Origin of the sequence: Enterococcus sp. 4G2_DIV0659, assembly GCF_002140715.2 — a bacterium.
Lineage (GTDB): Bacteria > Bacillota > Bacilli > Lactobacillales > Enterococcaceae > Enterococcus_L > Enterococcus_L mansonii.
In genome coordinates this window covers 2,282,678-2,301,524 of the sequence record NZ_NGLE02000001.1, presented here as the reverse complement: position 1 = coordinate 2,301,524, position 18,847 = coordinate 2,282,678, and the positions used below count along the sequence as shown (strand labels likewise).

Annotated in this window: 14 protein-coding genes, 1 riboswitch and 1 other annotated feature; of the genes, 6 read left to right on the top strand and 8 right to left on the bottom strand. The window is 36.9% G+C overall.

Features of this window, described 5'->3' with window-relative positions; translation table 11 throughout:
• Window positions 1-31: 31 nt before the first annotated feature.
• Together leuS and A5880_RS10685 are read right to left on the bottom strand one after the other, a co-directional pair.
• Window positions 32-2,545: a leucine--tRNA ligase gene (gene leuS / locus A5880_RS10690; RefSeq protein ID WP_086329026.1), complete on the bottom strand. Its 2,514-nt coding sequence runs from the start codon at window positions 2,543-2,545 to the stop codon at window positions 32-34.
• Window positions 2,546-2,626: 81 nt separating this feature from the next.
• Window positions 2,627-2,870, bottom strand: a binding site (T-box leader).
• 49 nt (window positions 2,871-2,919) lie between these two features.
• The gene (locus A5880_RS10685; RefSeq protein WP_086329025.1) at window positions 2,920-5,022 is read right to left on the bottom strand and encodes a LysM peptidoglycan-binding domain-containing protein; all 2,103 of its coding nucleotides are present in this window, start codon (window positions 5,020-5,022) and stop codon (window positions 2,920-2,922) included.
• A 310-nt stretch (window positions 5,023-5,332) separates the two neighbouring features.
• On the opposite strand from A5880_RS10685, the gene A5880_RS10680 reads away from it, so the two are divergent.
• From A5880_RS10680 to mnmM, 5 genes are all read left to right on the top strand, one after another.
• A complete protein-coding gene (locus A5880_RS10680) occupies window positions 5,333-5,989 on the top strand; it encodes a DUF1700 domain-containing protein (RefSeq protein ID WP_086329024.1) in 657 nt (218 codons plus the stop codon).
• 1 nt (window position 5,990) lies between these two features.
• On the top strand, window positions 5,991-7,013 hold the full coding sequence (locus A5880_RS10675) for a DUF4097 family beta strand repeat-containing protein (protein WP_086329023.1): 1,023 nt from the start codon (window positions 5,991-5,993) through the stop codon (window positions 7,011-7,013).
• Between the two features lie 144 nt (window positions 7,014-7,157).
• Window positions 7,158-7,808 (top strand): phosphatase PAP2 family protein, encoded by a 651-nt coding sequence (locus tag A5880_RS10670; RefSeq protein WP_086329022.1) that lies wholly within the window; start codon window positions 7,158-7,160, stop codon window positions 7,806-7,808.
• Between the two features lie 14 nt (window positions 7,809-7,822).
• Window positions 7,823-8,785, top strand: coding sequence for a tRNA modification radical SAM protein MnmL/YtqA (gene mnmL / locus A5880_RS10665; RefSeq protein WP_086329021.1), 963 nt, complete (start codon window positions 7,823-7,825; stop codon window positions 8,783-8,785).
• Window positions 8,785-9,348, top strand: coding sequence for a tRNA 5-(aminomethyl)-2-thiouridylate-methyltransferase MnmM (mnmM, locus tag A5880_RS10660; protein WP_086329020.1), 564 nt, complete (start codon window positions 8,785-8,787; stop codon window positions 9,346-9,348). The genes mnmL and mnmM overlap by 1 nt, the downstream gene beginning before the upstream one ends.
• A gap of 36 nt (window positions 9,349-9,384) precedes the next feature.
• On the opposite strand, the gene A5880_RS10655 is transcribed toward mnmM, so the two are convergent.
• Window positions 9,385-11,154, bottom strand: coding sequence for an ABC transporter ATP-binding protein (locus A5880_RS10655; RefSeq protein WP_086329019.1), 1,770 nt, complete (start codon window positions 11,152-11,154; stop codon window positions 9,385-9,387).
• A complete protein-coding gene (locus A5880_RS10650) occupies window positions 11,147-12,856 on the bottom strand; it encodes an ABC transporter ATP-binding protein (protein ID WP_419469612.1) in 1,710 nt (569 codons plus the stop codon). The genes A5880_RS10655 and A5880_RS10650 overlap by 8 nt, the downstream gene beginning before the upstream one ends.
• Window positions 12,857-13,091: 235 nt before the next feature.
• On the opposite strand from A5880_RS10650, the gene A5880_RS10645 reads away from it, so the two are divergent.
• The gene (locus A5880_RS10645; protein ID WP_086330283.1) at window positions 13,092-13,739 is read left to right on the top strand and encodes a TetR/AcrR family transcriptional regulator C-terminal domain-containing protein; all 648 of its coding nucleotides are present in this window, start codon (window positions 13,092-13,094) and stop codon (window positions 13,737-13,739) included.
• Window positions 13,740-13,803: 64 nt separating this feature from the next.
• Here the strand turns inward: A5880_RS10645 and A5880_RS10640 are convergent, their stop codons facing one another.
• From A5880_RS10640 to lepB, 4 genes are all read right to left on the bottom strand, one after another.
• Window positions 13,804-14,586, bottom strand: coding sequence for an alpha/beta hydrolase (locus tag A5880_RS10640; protein ID WP_086329017.1), 783 nt, complete (start codon window positions 14,584-14,586; stop codon window positions 13,804-13,806).
• Window positions 14,587-14,821: 235 nt separating this feature from the next.
• Window positions 14,822-16,279, bottom strand: a complete 1,458-nt coding sequence (locus tag A5880_RS10635) for an MDR family MFS transporter (RefSeq protein WP_086329016.1) — start codon at window positions 16,277-16,279, stop codon at window positions 14,822-14,824.
• Between the two features lie 460 nt (window positions 16,280-16,739).
• Window positions 16,740-17,927 (bottom strand): methionine adenosyltransferase, encoded by a 1,188-nt coding sequence (gene metK / locus A5880_RS10630; RefSeq protein WP_086329015.1) that lies wholly within the window; start codon window positions 17,925-17,927, stop codon window positions 16,740-16,742.
• Window positions 17,925-18,022: riboswitch (SMK box riboswitch) on the bottom strand. Its footprint overlaps the gene before it by 3 nt.
• Before the next feature lie 137 nt (window positions 18,023-18,159).
• Window positions 18,160-18,837 (bottom strand): signal peptidase I, encoded by a 678-nt coding sequence (lepB, locus tag A5880_RS10625; RefSeq protein WP_086329014.1) that lies wholly within the window; start codon window positions 18,835-18,837, stop codon window positions 18,160-18,162.
• Window positions 18,838-18,847: the final 10 nt, after the last annotated feature.

The following is an 18,847-nucleotide window of genomic DNA, read 5'->3' as shown; positions in this document are numbered from 1 at the left end:
ACCTGATGTCGCTGCTGTCTTTTTTCATTTGCTAATTTGCTACGATATTTACTAATTTTTCTGGAACAACAATCACTTTTCTTACTGTTTTTCCATCAATAAATGATTGAATTTCTTCTGTTGCTAAAGCTTTTTCTTCTAATTCGTCTTTGCTCAATCCACGAGCAACCTTAACTTTGGCTCTAACTTTTCCATTCACTTGGAAAACCACTTCAACTTCGTCTTCAACAAGTGCAGACTCATCAAATGTTGGCCAAGGAACATTCGTCAAGCTTTCTTCATTTCCTAAGATCGCCCACAGTTCTTCTCCAATATGAGGTGCAATCGGCGCTAACAATTGAACAAAACCTTCAATATATTCGTAAGGCAACACATCTACTTTATTTGCTTCATTAACAAATACCATTAATTGAGAAATTGCTGTATTAAAATGGAGATTTTCCATATCTTCAGTGACTTTTTTTACTGTTTGGTTGTAAACTTTGGTTAAGCGTCCATCGTTGACTGTCGTAATTCGATCACGCATTTTATCATTTTCATCTACAATTAATCGCCAAACACGGTCTAAGAATTTACGACTTCCTTCAAGACCATTTTCACTCCAAGCAATGGAAGCATCTAAAGGTCCCATGAACATTTCATACATTCTTAGTGTATCTGCACCATATTTTTCAATAACATCATCTGGATTTACAACATTCTTCAGAGATTTACTCATTTTCGCTGGTGCTTCTTCTAGTTCTTCGCCTGTTTCAGTACTTACCCAAGCGCCATCACGTTTTTCTACAAGATTAGTCGGAACCAGTACCCCTCGACTGTCACGGAAACTTTGACCTAAAATCATACCTTGATTGTACAGTTTTTGATACGGTTCTTTAGTTGGTACAACACCGATATCATATAAGAATTTATGCCAGAATCGAGCGTATAACAAGTGTAAAACTGCATGTTCTGCTCCACCAATATAAATATCCACTGGTAACCAGCGCTCTAATTTTTCGTAATTAGCAAGTTCGTTTTTGTTATGAGGGTCAATATAACGCAGGTGATACCATGAGCTTCCCGCCCATTGCGGCATTGTGTTGGTTTCCCGCTTCCCTTTTTTCCCTGTTTCAGGGTCAACAACATTGATCCATTCGGTAATATTGGCAAGTGGGGATTCTCCTGTACCACTTGGCTTGATGTCATCTGTTTTAGGTAGCGTCAATGGCAAGTCTTTTTCTGGAACTGTTGTGGTTGTGCCATCTTCCCAGTGAATCACAGGGATTGGTTCTCCCCAATAACGTTGACGTGAAAATAGCCAATCGCGAAGACGGTAACTAACTTCTTTTTTCCCTACGCCTTTTTCTTCTAACCAAACATTTATTTTAGAAATTGCCTCTTCTTTGTTCAATCCATTTAAAAAGTCAGAATTGATGTGCGATCCATCACCTGTGAAAGGAGCTTTTTCAACATCTCCGCCTTCTAAGACTGGAATAATTTCAATATTAAATGCTTTAGCAAATTCGTAATCTCTCTCGTCATGAGCGGGAACTGCCATAATTGCCCCTGTTCCATAAGAAGCTAAGACATAATCGGCGATCCAAATCGGAACTTCTGCTCCATTAACAGGGTTTATTGCATACGTACCTGTAAAGACACCTGTTTTTTCTTTCGCTAAATCCGTACGATTTAAATCAGATTTTTTAGAAGCGGCATCAATATAGGCTTCTACAGCTTCTTTTTGTTCTGGTGTAGTAATTTTTTTAACTAATTCTAGTTCTGGTGCTAAAACTGTATACGTCGCTCCAAATAACGTGTCTGGACGAGTAGTGAACACGGTAAAGGTTTCTTGTGTTCCAGCTACCTCAAAAGTCACATTCGCTCCTTCTGAACGACCAATCCAATTGCGTTGCATATCTTTAATATTTTCTGGCCAATCGACTAACTCTAGATCATCCAATAAACGATCTGCATATGCAGTGATTTTCAACATCCATTGGCGCATTGGTTTTCTGACAACGTCATAGCCGCCACGTTCACTTTTACCATCAATCACTTCTTCATTTGAAATAACAGTTCCTAGCTCGGGTACCCAGTTAACGGCAACTTCTGCTTCATAGGCTAATCCGTGTTCATATAATTTTGTAAAAATCCATTGTGTCCATTTATAATACTCTGGATCAGTTGTGTTAATCTCTCGATTCCAATCATAGCTAAAACCTAGTGAGTTGATTTGGCGTTTAAATGTTTCGATATTTTTTTTCGTGAATTCAGCTGGATCATTTCCTGTATCTAAAGCGTATTGTTCTGCGGGCAAACCAAATGCATCCCACCCCATTGGATGTAACACGCTATACCCTTGACTTCTTTTCATTCGAGACAAGATATCCGTTGCTGTATACCCTTCTGGATGCCCAACATGCAATCCTTGTCCAGATGGATAGGGAAACATATCTAGCGCATAAAATTTCTTTTTACTAGAGTCGTCGCGAGTAATAAAACTGTTATGCTTCGCCCAATATTTTTGCCATTTTTTTTCGATTTTCTTGTGATCGTAGCTCACTCTATTCTCCTCCTGTTTAACTAAGTTTTGTTATCATTGACTGTTGCTCTGCACTAAAAAACGTCCTACAGGAAATCGTTCCTATAGGACGTGTGACATGCAACGTGGTACCACCTAAATTTGCTTGTATAACTACAAGCCTCAACGCTGTAACGGTCGTCACCGATTTTACTTACTAAATAACGAGATGTATCTTGTTCATACTCTCAATCATTATTCAGTAAAATAACTCAAAGGCGAGTTCGAAAGCTTCTGTGCGTATTTTCACCATCCATACGCTCTCTAAAACATGGTTCTTTCTACTATTCCTTCTCACTGTTGTTCTATCTGTTGTGATATCATACTACCAAATTTCGGTGATAATATCAATCGTTTTATTTTACTTTCAATGATTGACCTACGTAGATAATATCTCCAGATAAGCCATTCCATTGCTTGATTTGTTGGATACTTGTTCCATATTTTTGAGCAAGCCCCCACAATGTATCGCCGCTTTTCACTTTATGGCTGCCATTAGTTTGGCTATTGCCTTGGTTGTTAGAAGACGCATTTGATCCTGTTGAACCACCTTGTCCCTTTTTGACAATCAATCGTTGACCTGGGTAAATAATATCGCCACTCAAACTGTTCCACTGGCGTAAATTCGCTACACTTGTCCCATGTGCGCTAGCTATCGCCCATAAAGAGTCGCCTGCTTTTACTGTATAATATCCAGTAGCCGCTCCAGAATTATTGGAACCACCTGTGCTTCCCGTTGAACCATTATTAGTGCTTCCTGCATTTCCAGAACCTGCATTCCCACCTTTTTTAACAATCAAACGTTGGCCTGGATAAATAATATCTCCATTTAGATTATTCCACTGACGTAAATTGGCAATACTTACACCATTTGCATTCGCTATTGCCCAAAGAGAATCGCCTGCTTTTACTGTATAGTATGTGCTTGCTGCCCCATTATTGTTAGAGCCTCCGGTGTTTCCTGTTGAACCGCCAGTATTTCCACCGGTATTTCCAGAACTCGTACCGCCGCCTTTTTTAACAATTAAACGTTGACCTGGGTAAATAATGTCTCCACTTAAATTGTTCCATTGACGTAAGTTCGCAATGCTTACACCGTTTGCATTCGCTATTGCCCATAACGAATCTCCAGCTTTTACTGTATAATAAGAATCTGTTGTTCCTGTATTATTAGAACCACCCGTATTACCTGTTGAACCGCCAGTATTTCCTCCAGTTCCTCCGCCAGTGTTTCCACCGGTATTTCCAGAACCTTTACCGACAATCAGTTTTTGTCCTACATAAATCATATCACTTGAAAGGTTGTTCCAACTTTTGATATTCGCAATAGACGTACCGTATTTAGAAGCCAATGCCCATAAGCTATCGCCTGCTTTTACAGTATGAATCACATCTTGGGCGTTTGTTCCCCCACCAGTGTTTGCTCCAGTATTCCCACCAGTATTGCCTCCACCAGTGTTTCCTCCGGTACTTCCACCTCCAGATGAAGGTGTGTCATATTGTGTCAATCCGTATGTTGCGATAATATTGTTTAGCTTGGGACCGTAATTAGGATCAGTTGCATAGCGACCTGTTAGCCAAGCCGTTGCATCTCGGTATGAATTGGTATTGCTTTTCCATGTACCAGAATAAAAATAAACACCTGCTTGGAAAGAAGTATTTTTTAAAACATAGGCATTATCATAAAAAGACTCTAAATGAGAAGGGTATTTTCTAAATGCTGCTGTTACCATAACATTCTGTCCATTAATCACTTCCCATGTTTTCATATAAACAGATTGTCCTTGGTAACTTCCTTTAATCCCAAATAAATTATGGTTTGGCGATGCAGCAAGCATGCTTCTTCCCCAGTCACTTTCTAAAATTGCTTGGGCGATCATTACAGAAGCGTATAAATCATTTTCAGCTGCCGCTGTTCGCGCATGCTCGGCAATCTCCGCTATAAAAGCACTGGGGCTGATACTTCTAGAGCGCATTGAAAATGAATCTAGTGCAGAACGCATCGAAAGATCTGGTGTTTTTACTTCTTCTTTTTCAGAAGTAGTAGAATCTGTTGTTGTCTCAGTTGTTTCAGGTACTTCTGTACTTTGTGTTGTTTCTGATGTATTTAATTCTGATGAACCTTGTGTTTCAGACGTATTCTCGCTAGAAGTCGTCTCTGACTCTGCTGTTGTCGTTTGAGTCTCTTGTGTCATCGAATCGTTAGTGTCAGCCGTTGTTGCTTGTTTTGGTTCGGCTTGTGTATGTGTAGGTACTTCTGTATCTGAGAAACTAATTTGAGCACTTTGCGTCTGGTCTTCTGAGGCTTCAGCAATTTTGGGCGCTGCAATGGGTGCTGCTATCGATGAAACAACAATTGCTGAGCTAAGTACTGTGGTTCCTTTTCGCAACTGTTCATTGGCCAGCTTGTTCTGTTCAGCTTTCCTCCGCTCTTTCCTCGATGTTTTATGCTTATACATATTATGTCCTCCAAATTTTCTAAAAAACTGTATCTTAGATTATATTATACCCTTTTTTCAAAGGAAATAGAAATATTTTTTAATTTATTTTCGTAGAACACACAACTTTTTTTGTAATATTTTTCTTTCTTTGTCGTTTTTTTTTAACTTAAAATAATGTTTAATCCTTCACTTTTTAATCCCTAGGTCTAAAGACCGATGTCTCTCTTTACCTTAGGCTGATTTTTCTCTGAAGCCCTTGTTATTATTTCCAAAAATATTTATAGTGGAGTAGAAGCAACAAGTACGTATTATGAAAAGAGGGGAAAAAATGAACAAAGAACACTTTTTAATTGAGTTAAAAATCTACTTAAAGCCTCTTTCTAACCAGCAACAAACATTTGTCTTAGATAAATATGACGCTATTTTTACTGAGCGATTAGCTGGTGGGGAGACCGAGGAACAAATCGCCAAAAGTTTAGGCAAACCGAGAAGTATTGCGGAAGAAATTTTGCAAGAATTTGACATCACTGTTCCTGAAAAAAAACTTGAACGAGATGGCTGGCAAGAAATCCAACCAACTGTCGACAGCAATTATTACTATGATGACTCATCTGAGCATCCTTATGACCCATCTTATCAATCTTATGAACGACCTAGACGCAGTACCTTTGCCCGTTTATGTCAAGTTTTCGGTATTCTTTCGCTGAACTTTTTACTTATGTTTTGGGTCATTTTTTCAATTATTATGTTTTTCTTTTCTGGGTGGTTAGCGGCCGTTTTATTCTTGCTTTCACCAATTCTAGGTGGTTTTTCCGTTATTGCTGGCTTAAATGATGGAACGATGTTTCAATTATTTGTTAGCATTTTTCTCTTTGGTGCTGGGATAATCGGATTACTCATTCTGACACCATTGACAAAAGCTTTCGCCAAAATCCTGCGTCGTTACGCACAATGGAATTTACGCGTTTTAAGAGGAGATATTTAATATGAAAAAAACAACAGCTTTCTTTTTAAGCGTGGCTATTATTTGTATGATCATTGGTGGCATTGGTAGTGCTACATTTTTTAGACGAGCCGAACAGTCAATGACTAAACAAACAATGAAAACTTATGATATAAAAGATAAAAAAAATACAAAAGAAATTCATCTTAACCTTTCTGGAAATGCAGATTTTTATATTTTAACTGAAAGTTCAAATAAAGTGGTTATGAACACTCGTAGTTCGAAACCAATTTCTATTGAGAGTTCTTTGGATGTTAAAGAAAAAAATGATCAATTAACTATCTCTGCAAATAGCAATCGTAAGAAAATGGAATTAGATGGATTAAAATTCGATATTTTTGACCGTGGTTCAGCAGTTAATTTAACAATTCCTGACACCGTTGAACGTCTAATCATTGATGGTAAATCAAGTGGTGATATTCATCTTTCAAATGTTACTACAAAAAAAATAGACGTGGCGATGAACAATGCTGATGTTAATGCAAATACGATCAACACAGAAAAACTAACTATTGAAACGCAAAATGGCGACATTCATGTAAAGAATGATATTCGTGCCGATGAAGCAACGTTTAAAACAGCTAATGGTGATATCCAAATCAACAATTTCACTTCATCTGACTGGTCAGTATATAGTTCTTCTGGCGATATTTCTTTATACACAGTGAAAGGAACTTCTAAAATAGAAACGGTCAATGGCGATATTGAAGCAAACAATTTAAAAGGAGACGTTTCAGTGAAAAGTGTTAATGGTCAATTTTCACTATCAGGTACTGACATGCCTAAAAAATTATCTGTGGAATCTCAACAGGGGGATATTCAGTTAAATACCGAAGAAATCTTATATGATGTCTCTATCAAAACGAAAACAACATTAGGCGATAGTACGATTTTTGGAAAAGAGCGTTCTTCATATAAAAAAGGGAAAGAAAAAAAATCATTTGAATTAAAAAGTAATTCAGGGGATATCTCAGTTGATGGTCCATCAGATGGTGACGATGATTAATTCCCCCATGCTTACATTTAAAGAGTTTGAAGGAGCCTCACTTTTTGAGTGGCTCTTCAAACTCTATTTTTTGTAGGAACAACAGATGTGTTCTCTATTATTTGATGCTATAATAAGTGAGACTTCTCTCAGAAAGGATTATTCATGAAAAATAAATTATATTATCAATTTGCAGGCAGCTGTTTTTTAGTTGTCTTTATGTTTTTAGGGTATGTGGTTCGTTTTTATCCAGCGTGGTTGCATCGTTTCGATCAAACAATCACAGAGATTGTCAGAACTCCGTATCCAACCGCAAACTCATTTTTTATTTGGTATACTAAATTCGCTGATCCTTTGACGATCGGTATTTTGGCGCTGGCTATCGCGTTCATCTTTTTTAGAGGCAAATATTATGCTGAAACACTTTGGCTCGTGATTAATACAGCTTTGATTGCTGGTGTAGCCAACCCTTTGATTAAATTGTTATTTATGCGCCAACGTCCAACACTTCAACATTTAGTTACTGAACATAGCTATAGTTTTCCAAGTGGGCATTCTACCGGAAGCTTGTTATTATACGGAACGATTATGTTTTTATTACCACAATTTATCAAACAAAAAAAGATTTGCCTATTTTTACAAATCGTATTAGGTGTCGTTATCGTCTTGATCGGTATCAGCCGAATTTATCTGGGTGTTCATTTCCCTAGTGATGTGCTAGGCGGATTTTGTTTCGGGTTAGCTTGGTTATTGATGACGTACCCTATTTATCTAGAAAAACGATTTATTTGGCGCTTTAAAAATAAACAAACATAGAAAGAAGAATCAAAATGGCTGAATTTCTTTATACAGAAGATCCCAACAAACGATATCATACATGGAATTATGCCTTACGCCAGCAATTTGGTGGAAAAATTTTCAAGGTGCCCTTAGATGGCGGATTTGATTGTCCTAATCGTGATGGAACCGTTGCAAAAGGCGGGTGTACGTTTTGTAGTGTTTCAGGTTCAGGGGATATGATTGTGGCTCCACAAGATCCTTTACCCATTCAATTTCAAAAAGAAGTACACATGATGCATAAAAAATGGCCTCAAGTCGACCAATACATTGTGTATTTCCAAAACTTCACTAATACTCATGCACCAGTTGAAGTCCTTCGACATCGCTTTGAACAAGTCGTTAATGAAAAAGGAGTTGTTGGCATTTCTATCGGGACACGACCAGATTGTCTTCCTGATGATGTTGTGGAGTATTTAGCAGAGTTGAATCAGCGTTATTACTTATGGGTAGAGTTAGGTTTACAGACAACTTATGAGCAGACAAGCAACACAATTAATAGAGCCCATGATTACCAAACCTATTTGGATGGTGTAGCCAAATTAAGAAAACATAATATTCGTGTCTGTACCCATCTTATTAACGGTTTACCTGGTGAAACATTAGAGATGATGAGGGAAAATGTACGCCGAACAATTCTTGATTCAGACATTCAAGGAATCAAACTTCATTTGCTTCATTTAATGACAAATACACGTATGTTAAGAGATTATCATGAAGGACGCTTACAATTAATGACCAAGGAAGATTATGTCAGTGTCATTTGTGATCAATTAGAAATGATTCCTCCTGAAATCGTGATTCATCGTTTAACCGGCGATGCACCTGCAGATTCTTTAGTTGGTCCTATGTGGAGTTTAAAAAAATGGGAAGTTTTAAATGCCATTGATAATGAAATGAAACGGCGCAATAGTGTCCAAGGAAAATACAATGTTCGAAAGGAATTGTTCGTCTAATGCTGCAAACAGCACTTCACTTTAGTCATACACTTTTGAAAGAAGTTATTCAAGAAGGCGACTCCGTCTTAGATGCTACGATGGGTAATGGCAACGATACAGCTTTTCTAGCGGATTTAGTTGGAGAAAGCGGTCGTGTTTATGCCTTTGATATTCAAGAACAAGCATTGATCAACACAGAAAAAAAATTAACGGAGTTGTCCTTACGCAAGCAAACAACTTTATTTCACCAAGGTCATGAAACAATTGAGACTGTGATTTCAAAAGAAACGGAGATCACTGCCGCTATTTTTAATTTAGGCTATCTTCCAAAAAGTAACAAGCAGATTATTACAAAACCCGCTACTACTAAACAAGCTTTGGACGCGTTGCTTTCTCGTTTAAAAGCGAAAGGTCGGATTATTTTGGTTGTGTATTATGGACATGTTGGCGGTGAATCGGAATTAGCCTTAGTAAGAGACTATTGTCAGGCGCTTTTACAGGAAGAGTATAATGTTCTGACTTATCAATTTATCAATCAAAAGAATAATCCGCCGATTTTGTTTTGTATTGAGAAGAAGTAAAAAAACAGGTTCAGCAATCGCCGAACCTGCTTTTTTTTATTCAAACACAAACTGATTATGATACAGTTCTGCATAGAAACCATCTTCTTTTAATAACTCATGATGATTTCCTTCTTCGATCACTTCACCATTTCTTAAAACAACGATACGATCCGCATTCAAAATAGTTTTCAATCGATGGGCAATAACAAAGCTTGTTCTGCCTTTAATTGCTTCATCCATTGCTTTTTGAATTTTCGCTTCTGTTACTGTATCTACATTACTTGTCGCTTCATCTAAAATCAATAATGAAGGATTTGTAATGATTGTTCTTGCAATACTGATCAATTGTTTTTGACCTGTACTGAAAATATTATTTTCTTCAGTGATTTCTGTGTCGTAACCCTTTTCTTGTTCCATAATGAATTCATGGATATTGGCTTGTTTAGCCGCCGCTATGATTTCATCTTCGCTGGCTTCTGGTTTCCCAAAAGCGATATTTGCTCGAATCGTGCCAGAGAATAAGACCGAATCTTGCAGTACGATTCCCACATGCGAACGTAAACTGTTTAATTCGATTTCACGAATATCAGTTCCATCAAATGTTACAGAACCACTATTAACATCATAAAAACGATTCAATAGGTTCATGATGGTTGTTTTACCAGAGCCGGTTGGTCCAACTAAGGCAACCATCTCCCCTTTGTTTACATTGATTGATACATCTTTTAAAATCGGTACTTCTGGATCATAGCCAAAGTCGACATGATCAAGTGTTACTGATTCTTTGATACCATCAATTTGTTTGCCGTCTTTGGGATTGATCTCATCAGGTTCATCAAACATTTCATTCAAGCGTCTAGCACCTGTTATTGCCAATTGAATCATGCTGTAGCCAGAAGAAATCTGCATCAATGGTTGATAGTATTGTTGTGAATATTGGACAAAGGTTACAACTAATCCTAAGGCAACTGTTTTTTCTAAATCTCCGTTTAATGCTAGCCAACCACCAAAGAAAATGACAATTGCTGTATTTACAAGAGACATTCCCTGCATCATTGGAAATAGCAAACCAGAATACACTTGTCCTTTAAACGTTGCTTTACGCACAGATTCATTGTGCTCTAAGAAACCATCAATTGTTTCTTCTTGCAAGCCATTAGTGATGATTACTCGTTGTCCACTGATTTTTTCATCCATATAACCATTTAACTTTCCAACTTCATCTTGCTGAATATCAACATATTTACGTGCCTTGCTGATCACCACTACTGCAATTAAAATAGCTACTGGCGTAGACGCAATGGTAGCCCATGCTAATTGGACATTTTGACGGAACATCATAATCAAGATTCCCACAAATAATGCAATATTTGTCATGACTTGCAATAAAGCTTGGTTCAAGCTATTTTGAATATTATCCAAATCACTTGTAAAACGACTTAGGATTTCGCCATCTTGGTGAGAATCAAAAAAGCGAATCGTTAATTTTTCTAATTTATTGAACAAACCAATACGCATCCGATTTGTTGATTTCCCTACGACTTGTGTAAACAAAATACTGTAAATAAAGTTTGCAGCACTTGTCAGCACATAAAAAATCAACAGCTTCCAGATAATATCCATAAATTTACTCTTATCATCTGTACCTTGCATCAAAGCTCCTACATAATTGGCTAACTCTTGAATGGCTTCCCCAACAAATTGAGGTGCTTTAACTTGTAAATATGTTGCAATGACAATCGTCACAAAAATAAACAAGAAAGAAAGTTTGTAGCGTTTTAAATAATGAAAAAAGAATTTACTTGCTCTTATTAAATCAGTCATTATTTTCATCCTTTCCTTTTTGTGTTTCGTAAATCTCTTGATAGATTGGGTTTGTTTTGGCTAATTCTTCGTGGGTTCCTTCGCCGACTAAGTGTCCTTTATCTAACACTAAAATGCGGTCTGCATGAACAACAGACGAAATTTTCTGTGCAATCACGATCGTAGTTGTTTCTTTTAAATCTCTGTCTAAAGCCTCTCTGACTAAACGTTCAGAGCGAGCATCTAAAGCACTCGTACTGTCATCTAAGATCAAAATCTTAGGATCACCAATCACGCCTCGAGAAATAGACAAGCGTTGTTTTTGTCCACCAGAAAAGTTATTGCTTCGCTCAGCAACAGGCGCTTCGTATTGCAAAGCTAATTTTTCAATAAATTCTTTTGCCTGTGCGATTTCAGTTGCCCGACTCATCTCTTCTTCACTTGCGTCTTTTTTACCTTGACGTAAATTTTGTGAGATTGTACCAGAGAAAAGAATCGCTTTTTGCAAAACGAACGAAACAGATTTACGCAAGCTTTGTTCATTGACTTCTTTTAGATCAACACCACCGACTGTTACTTTCCCTTTTGAAGGGTCAAATAATCGAGGGATTAATTGGGCCAATGTTGATTTCCCAGCACCTGTAGCACCTACAATCCCAATCATTTCACCAGGTTTGACAGAAAATGAAATATCTTTAAGGGTATCTGTATCATCTCCAGGATAACGGAAACTAACATGCTCAAACACTACACTACCATCTAAATTTTGTTCGGGTACATCTTTATACGTAAGTGCTGGCACTGTATCCATCACTTCTTTGATCCGTTTAATTGACACAGCCGCACGAGATGTCATCATCATCATCATTCCTCCGATAATGATTGCCATCATGATTTGCATCAAATAATTCATGAATGAAGCAATTCCGCCAATTACAGTCGGATCATCTTTCACTAAATTACTCACCAAGAAAATCGATCCCACAACGGCTAAATTAGCTGCCAACATAAATGATGGAATCATAACAGAAAAAAGTGTACCTACAATCAAGTTATGCTTTGTTAACTCTTCACTTACTTTAGTAAAACGATCTAATTCATTTTTTTCCTGAACAAACGATTTAACCACTCGAATACCTAAAAGATTCTCTTTTGCTAATCCATTCACTTTATCAATCAATTTTTGAATTAGCATAAAATGCTTACCCATTTGAGAAAAAGAAAGTGCGGTGATAATAAATACAGCTATCACTAGTAAAACAATGACCCACCACAATTGAGGCAACGTCATCATCGCCAAAATAAAGCTACCAATAAAAAGAATTGGAATTCTAAATAATGATTGTAAGGCAATCATTATTACATTTTGAATCTGAGTCACATCATTGGTTAAACGAACGACGAGATTTCCTGCTGAAAATTCTTCGATATTTCCAAACGAAAAAGTTTGAATTTTTCTAAATGTCGCTTCACGAATATCAGCACTCACACCTTGTGCTACTTTTGCAGAATAAATTGTATTGAATACTCCTGCGACCAATCCTATCCCTGCAATTCCAATTAAATATAACCCTAATTCTTTCATTTGACTTTTATCTTCGTTAATAATTGCTTCAAGTACTTTTTGTAATAATTTAGGTTGCCACAATGCCGACATAACCATGATAACAACTGTAATCAATGCTATGGTAACTTCCAACTTGTACTTTTTGACATGCTCCATAATAATACTCACTTTATCCCAACTTTCTTTGTAGAATTAGCCTTTTGATACGTTATGCAACTTTCAACGATTATTTAGTGTTATGATATGAGTATAAATGAAACAACAAGACACGTTTATCGTCGTTGACTTCACCAATTTAACACTGTAAAATTAGGCTGCATAACAATTTACCATTTTTAAGAGATAAATTCAAGGAGTTAGTCTCTATTTTTATATAAAAAGGATGAGAAATTTGGAAGAAAAATTGTCAAAAGAAAAAATCATTCAGGCCGCTTTTGATTTATTAGAAGACAATCCTGAATTGGATAAATTATCGATGCGCAAAGTTGCTAAAAAATTAGCAGTTCAAGCCCCTGCCATTTACTGGCACGTTGAAAATAAACAAGCTTTACTACAAAGCATGGCAGAAGAAATCGAAAATCATTTCATTCCTCCTCAAAAACAAGAAAATTGGAAAGAAACGATTCATGCCTATATGGAGAATTATTATGAACTGTTCCAGCAATATCCCTGCGCCATTGAAATCGAGATTCATACGGTTCCTGCCTATCCTTCCCGTTTGCGGAATCTTGACGACATGCTTGGAATTTTACATGAAGCTGGCTTTTCGATTGAGCAAAGTTATACAACGATAACCTCTTTGCAACATTTATTATTTGGCATGTTAATGGATTCAACAGAAGAGAAAAAGCTGTATAACAGAGTGATTGATGGCGATGATTATTTAAAGCGACAAGTGATTTTAATGAAGCAGTATGTTCAAGAACATAAATTAACAAATATCAATAATAGCATTCAATATCGGCACAAAGAAAAACAAAAGGACTTTTTTATGAAAACGTTACGGATATTTTTAAACGGTTTAGATTCTTTTGCATAGTTGATAAGCTAGGCCAATGAAAAAGAAGAGGTGCTTGTTCCAACCTCTTCTTTTTCGTTTATTTTTATAAAGGTAGCCACATCAACACTCGTTGAATCCAAGTATCCCAGAATAACCAATCATGATTGCCTGGACCTGTCTCAAAAGTATGCTCTATATTATGTGTTGTTAACGCCACATCCATTTTTTGGTTTGCATATAAAAGTAAATCATCCTCACCACAACAAAGAAAGATATTCGGTGCTGTTTTCTGATTCTTCACTAATTGTTCTAAAAGAAACATCGGGTCATTTATCGAGCCTTGGACATTTTCTAATGCTCCAAAAATCCCTTCCCAGTATTTTTCCCCTCTAATTCCTAGCAAATCTTCCGTTCTTCCAGCAAGATCAACGGCTCCTGATAATGAAGCCACAGCCCCATAATTTTCTGGTTTTGCCAACCCTAGTTTTAAGGCGCCATATCCTCCCATTGAAAGACCGACAGCAAATGTCTTCTCTCGTTTAATCGTTAATTGTGGAAATAATTCATGGCAAATAACAGGAAGTTCTTCTGAAACAAACGTCCAATAATTCATATCATAGGTTGTATCCGTATACCAGCCAAGGTCAGTAGATGGCATAATAACAGCTAAACCTAAATCAGCAACATAACGCTCAATTGATGTACGGCGCTCCCACACGCTATGATTCCCGCCCATTCCGTGCAATAAGTACATAACAGGCACATCATTTAGTGCTCCTTTGGTATCTGTTCCAATTTTTTTATTTGTCCGCTGGGGCAAAATGACATTAAGCATTACTTCCATTTCTAGTACATTTGAATATATATTCGCTTGTAAAAAAGCCATACATTATCCCTCGATTTCGTTTTCTATTATTGTAGCATTAATTTTAGTTTTTTCGACAAAAAAATACCCGTTCTTAACGAACGGGCGGAGGAGGAGTTAAAAATGAAAAAGTGTTTTTCTGTAAGTTGTTTTTTCTTGGTATGTTTATATACTACAAAGTAAATATGAATTTTTCATGTCAAAACAACGTTCACTTTCGTTCTTTTTTATAAAGAATTTTTAGCTCCTCTACTATTTAAACTTTCTTTTTTACCGATGCATTTAATATAATTGCAGCGATGATCAAACCAATTCCGACCAAATAAACGTTATGAAGACCTGCATATAACATTCCACGTAAAGGTTTCAATAAATCTGCTGGAATTGTATTAGCAGTATGTGGATTCACCAATTGATTCATTACATCCGGGTCAACTTTTAATGAACTTTGCGCCAATTCAGAAGTTGTTACCGCATTGATGATGACACCAAAAATCGATACCATCAAGGTTTGCCCAATTGTTCTAGCCAATGTATTAAAGGACGTTGCTACCCCCATTTCAGAAGGATCTACGCTACTTTGGGCATTGACTGTCGTTGTTGTAATCGTAATCCCAAAACCAACACCTAAAACAGATGAGATAGCAAAAAACCAAACAAATGAAATAGACGCTGGAACCAACACTAGAAAAATACCGCCAAGTAAAGTAATGCTTAATCCAATAGTCAGTACTTTTTTGGTAGAATGTTTTTCCATCAAATGACTGGCGACAAATGAACCGAACATCCATAAAATAGACATCGGAGCCAATACGAGTCCCCCGATTCCAGCACTTTTACCGAGGACACCTTGCATCCACATTGGGATATAGACTTCAACACCCATCAAAAAGCCACTGATCAAAGCCGCCACAATATTTACAAGAACAAATGTGGAATTTTTGAATAATTTCAAATCAATAACAGGATCTTGTGCTCTTTTTTCAACAACGATAAAACCGATAAAAAAGAGTACAGATGCGCCTAAACATAGCAATACATTTAAGTCAAAGCCAACATCACCGATTAATTGGAAACCTAGCAATAACGTTAATAACACAAGCATCAACAGAAAACTGCCTAAGATATCCATTGGTACTTTTGTTTTCTCTCTTTTTGGTTCCACTAAAAAGTATGCAATTAACCCCATTAATACAAGTCCAATCGGTACATTGATGAAGAAAATCCAATGCCAACCAACAGTATCTACAATAAACCCACCAGCAAGCGGACCAAAAATACTAGCAATTCCCCATGCAGCACTATTTAATCCTAGCATCTTTGCACGTTTATCAATTGAATAAATATCAGCTAAGATGGTTAAAGCAACAGGCATGATCGCACCTGCTCCGATCCCTTGAATTGCTCTAGCGATAATTAAAGTAATCATATTTTGTGCTAATCCACAAAGGGAAGAACCAATAATAAATATAATAATTCCAATCATAAAGATCGGCTTACGACCGATTTTATCTGCTAATTTCCCATAAATAGGTGTTAACATTGCATTGGTTAATAAATAAATTGAAAAGACCCAGTTCATAATTTCCATGCCATGTAATGAGCCAACAATTGTCGGCATTGCTGTTGAAACAATCGTTCCTTCTATTGCTGTCATAAACGTTGCAACAAATACGCTAATCGTTACAAGTTTGACGTTTGTTTTTCTTTCCATATATCTCCATCCTTTTGATTCGTTTTACTTAAATGAATGTTACTTATGATTATTTCACAGAATTTTATTGGTTTTGGTGTTTTTGCTTTAGTAATGAAAAAGGCTAGATTTTTTTAATCAGCTTATCTTTACGTGTGACTATACTTTTTGCTGTTTTGTTTTTTGATTGGTATTTCTTTGATACTTAGTTCGTTTCTTGTTCTCCAGTTGATGTTTTAAGGTTTATGGCGGATGGTGATTTGCTAGTACGGCCGCTATCCCTTGAATTCTTTGGCACTGAATTACTTAGTTGCGGTTTCTCCAATTGATGCTTTTGGTTTATGCAGTGGGTGATTCTCTAGTAAGGATACTTCGCTCTCTTCGGTCGCCAAGTACTGTTCATCATCCACTCTGGCTGAGCCAGTCGTGGTGATTCACAGCAAAACGGCGCCACTAATTTTCATTAGTAGCGCCGCCTCGTTTACTCCATCAAACTTTTCTTGATTGCATCGACTTTGTCTGTCTGCTCCCAAGGTAGTTCAATGTCTGTACGACCAAAATGACCATATGCTGCCGTCTGTTTGTAGATTGGACGACGTAAGTCAAGCATTTTTATAATTCCTGCTGGACGCAGGTCAAAGTTTTCTCTCACTGCTTCAATCAATTTACTTTCTGGTACATCACTTGTCCCAAAGGTGTTAATTGAAATAGACACAGGTTGTGCCACACCAATTGCATAAGCTAGTTGAACTTCAACTTTTTCTGCTAATTCTGCTGCAACGATGTTTTTTGCAATATAACGCGCTGCATAGCTAGCTGAACGATCGACTTTCGTCGCATCTTTTCCAGAAAAAGCGCCGCCGCCATGACGTGCATAACCGCCATAAGTATCTACAATAATTTTCCGTCCAGTTAAACCAGCATCCCCTTGAGGACCACCGATGACAAAACGACCTGTCGGATTAATAAAATATTTTGTCTCTTCATCTAATAATTCGGCTGGGATCACTTCATCAATAACTAATTTCTTCACGTCTTTTTGAATTTGTTCCAGCGTAGTCTCTTCATCGTGTTGTGTACTAATTACTACAGTATCTACACGTTGTGGTTTGCCTTGTTCGTCATACTCCACAGTTACTTGAGATTTCGCGTCAGGACGTAAGTAAGTCAGTGTCTCATCCTTACGTAATTGTGCCAAACGATTTACAAGCTTGTGACTCAAGGAAATCGGTAATGGCATAAGTTCTGGTGTTTCATTGACCGCAAAGCCAAACATCAAGCCTTGGTCGCCAGCGCCTATATCATCTTTTGTGTCTTTTTCACCACGTGTTTCTAATGCCTCATTCACACCTTGAGCAATATCTGGTGATTGTTCATCAATTGCGACAAGGACTGCAACAGTATCTCCGTCAAAACCATATTTCGCACGTGTATACCCTATGTCTTTAAGGGTTTGTCGAACGATTTTTTGAATATCTACATAAGCAGTTGTAGAAATCTCTCCAAAAACTAAAACCAAACCAGTTGTTACACTTGTTTCACAAGCCACTCGGGCTGTTGGATCTTGTTCTAAAATCGCATCTAGTATTGCGTCACTCACTTGGTCGGCAACTTTGTCCGGATGTCCTTCTGAAACGGATTCTGATGTAAATAAATGTCTTTCTGTCATCATGTATTCCCCCTAGTTATATTCGGTTACAAGGCATCTTTGTCAACACAAACTAATCGTATCTCAACAAATCCTTTCGGGAACTTGTAACGTTTATTAGTATAACAGATTATCGTGGAAAAGACTTGATATTTGTCAAAAAAACAAGAAGAAAATTGAAAAAATAAGACATAGCAATTCTGCCTGCCTTATTTTAATAAATGTTCATAAAATATGCGCCAATATTAGAATACTAAAAAGCCTGAATTAAATGTAATGGTAATATTCTCATTTTGACTACACCAATAATAGCCTTTCGGTCAACGAATCCATAACTTCTGCTATCTATCGAATACGGACGATTATCTCCCAAAAGTAAATAGCTATCTTCAGGAATCACTGACTTTTCCGTTAATTTGAAAAGCGAAAAATCCTCCGTAAAAAAACGGCCATTTTCCTGCGATAGTTGTTTTTCTTCGTCTATAAAGGTTTCCTTTTGGTCTTGTCTATCAATTTGAAGCTGATCATTTTTATAGATTATTTTTTGTCCAGGCATACCAATAATACGACGAATTTGTTTTTCCTTTGTTCCTGGTAATTGAACATAAACTAACTCAAATTTTTTAAGTTTCCCTAACTTATCAACATAAACGCGATCGCCCTCTCTTAATGTTGGAACCATTGAATACCCCTCTACTTTCGGAAGGGAAAATAAAAAGAGTGACAAAAGAAATAGCACCAGCCCAGTAATAATGATCGCTCCAAAAAAATCAATTATCAAGCGTTTTTGTTTGTTTCTTCTTTTTTTTGCCACTAATTTGGCTTTTTTTGACGCAGCCAACTGCTTCTTCTTTTTTACTTGGTTTGTTTTTGTACTAACATGTTCTTGCTTGGGGCGTTTCTTTTTTCCTGTACGTTTTTGTGATTCCATAATAAATCAC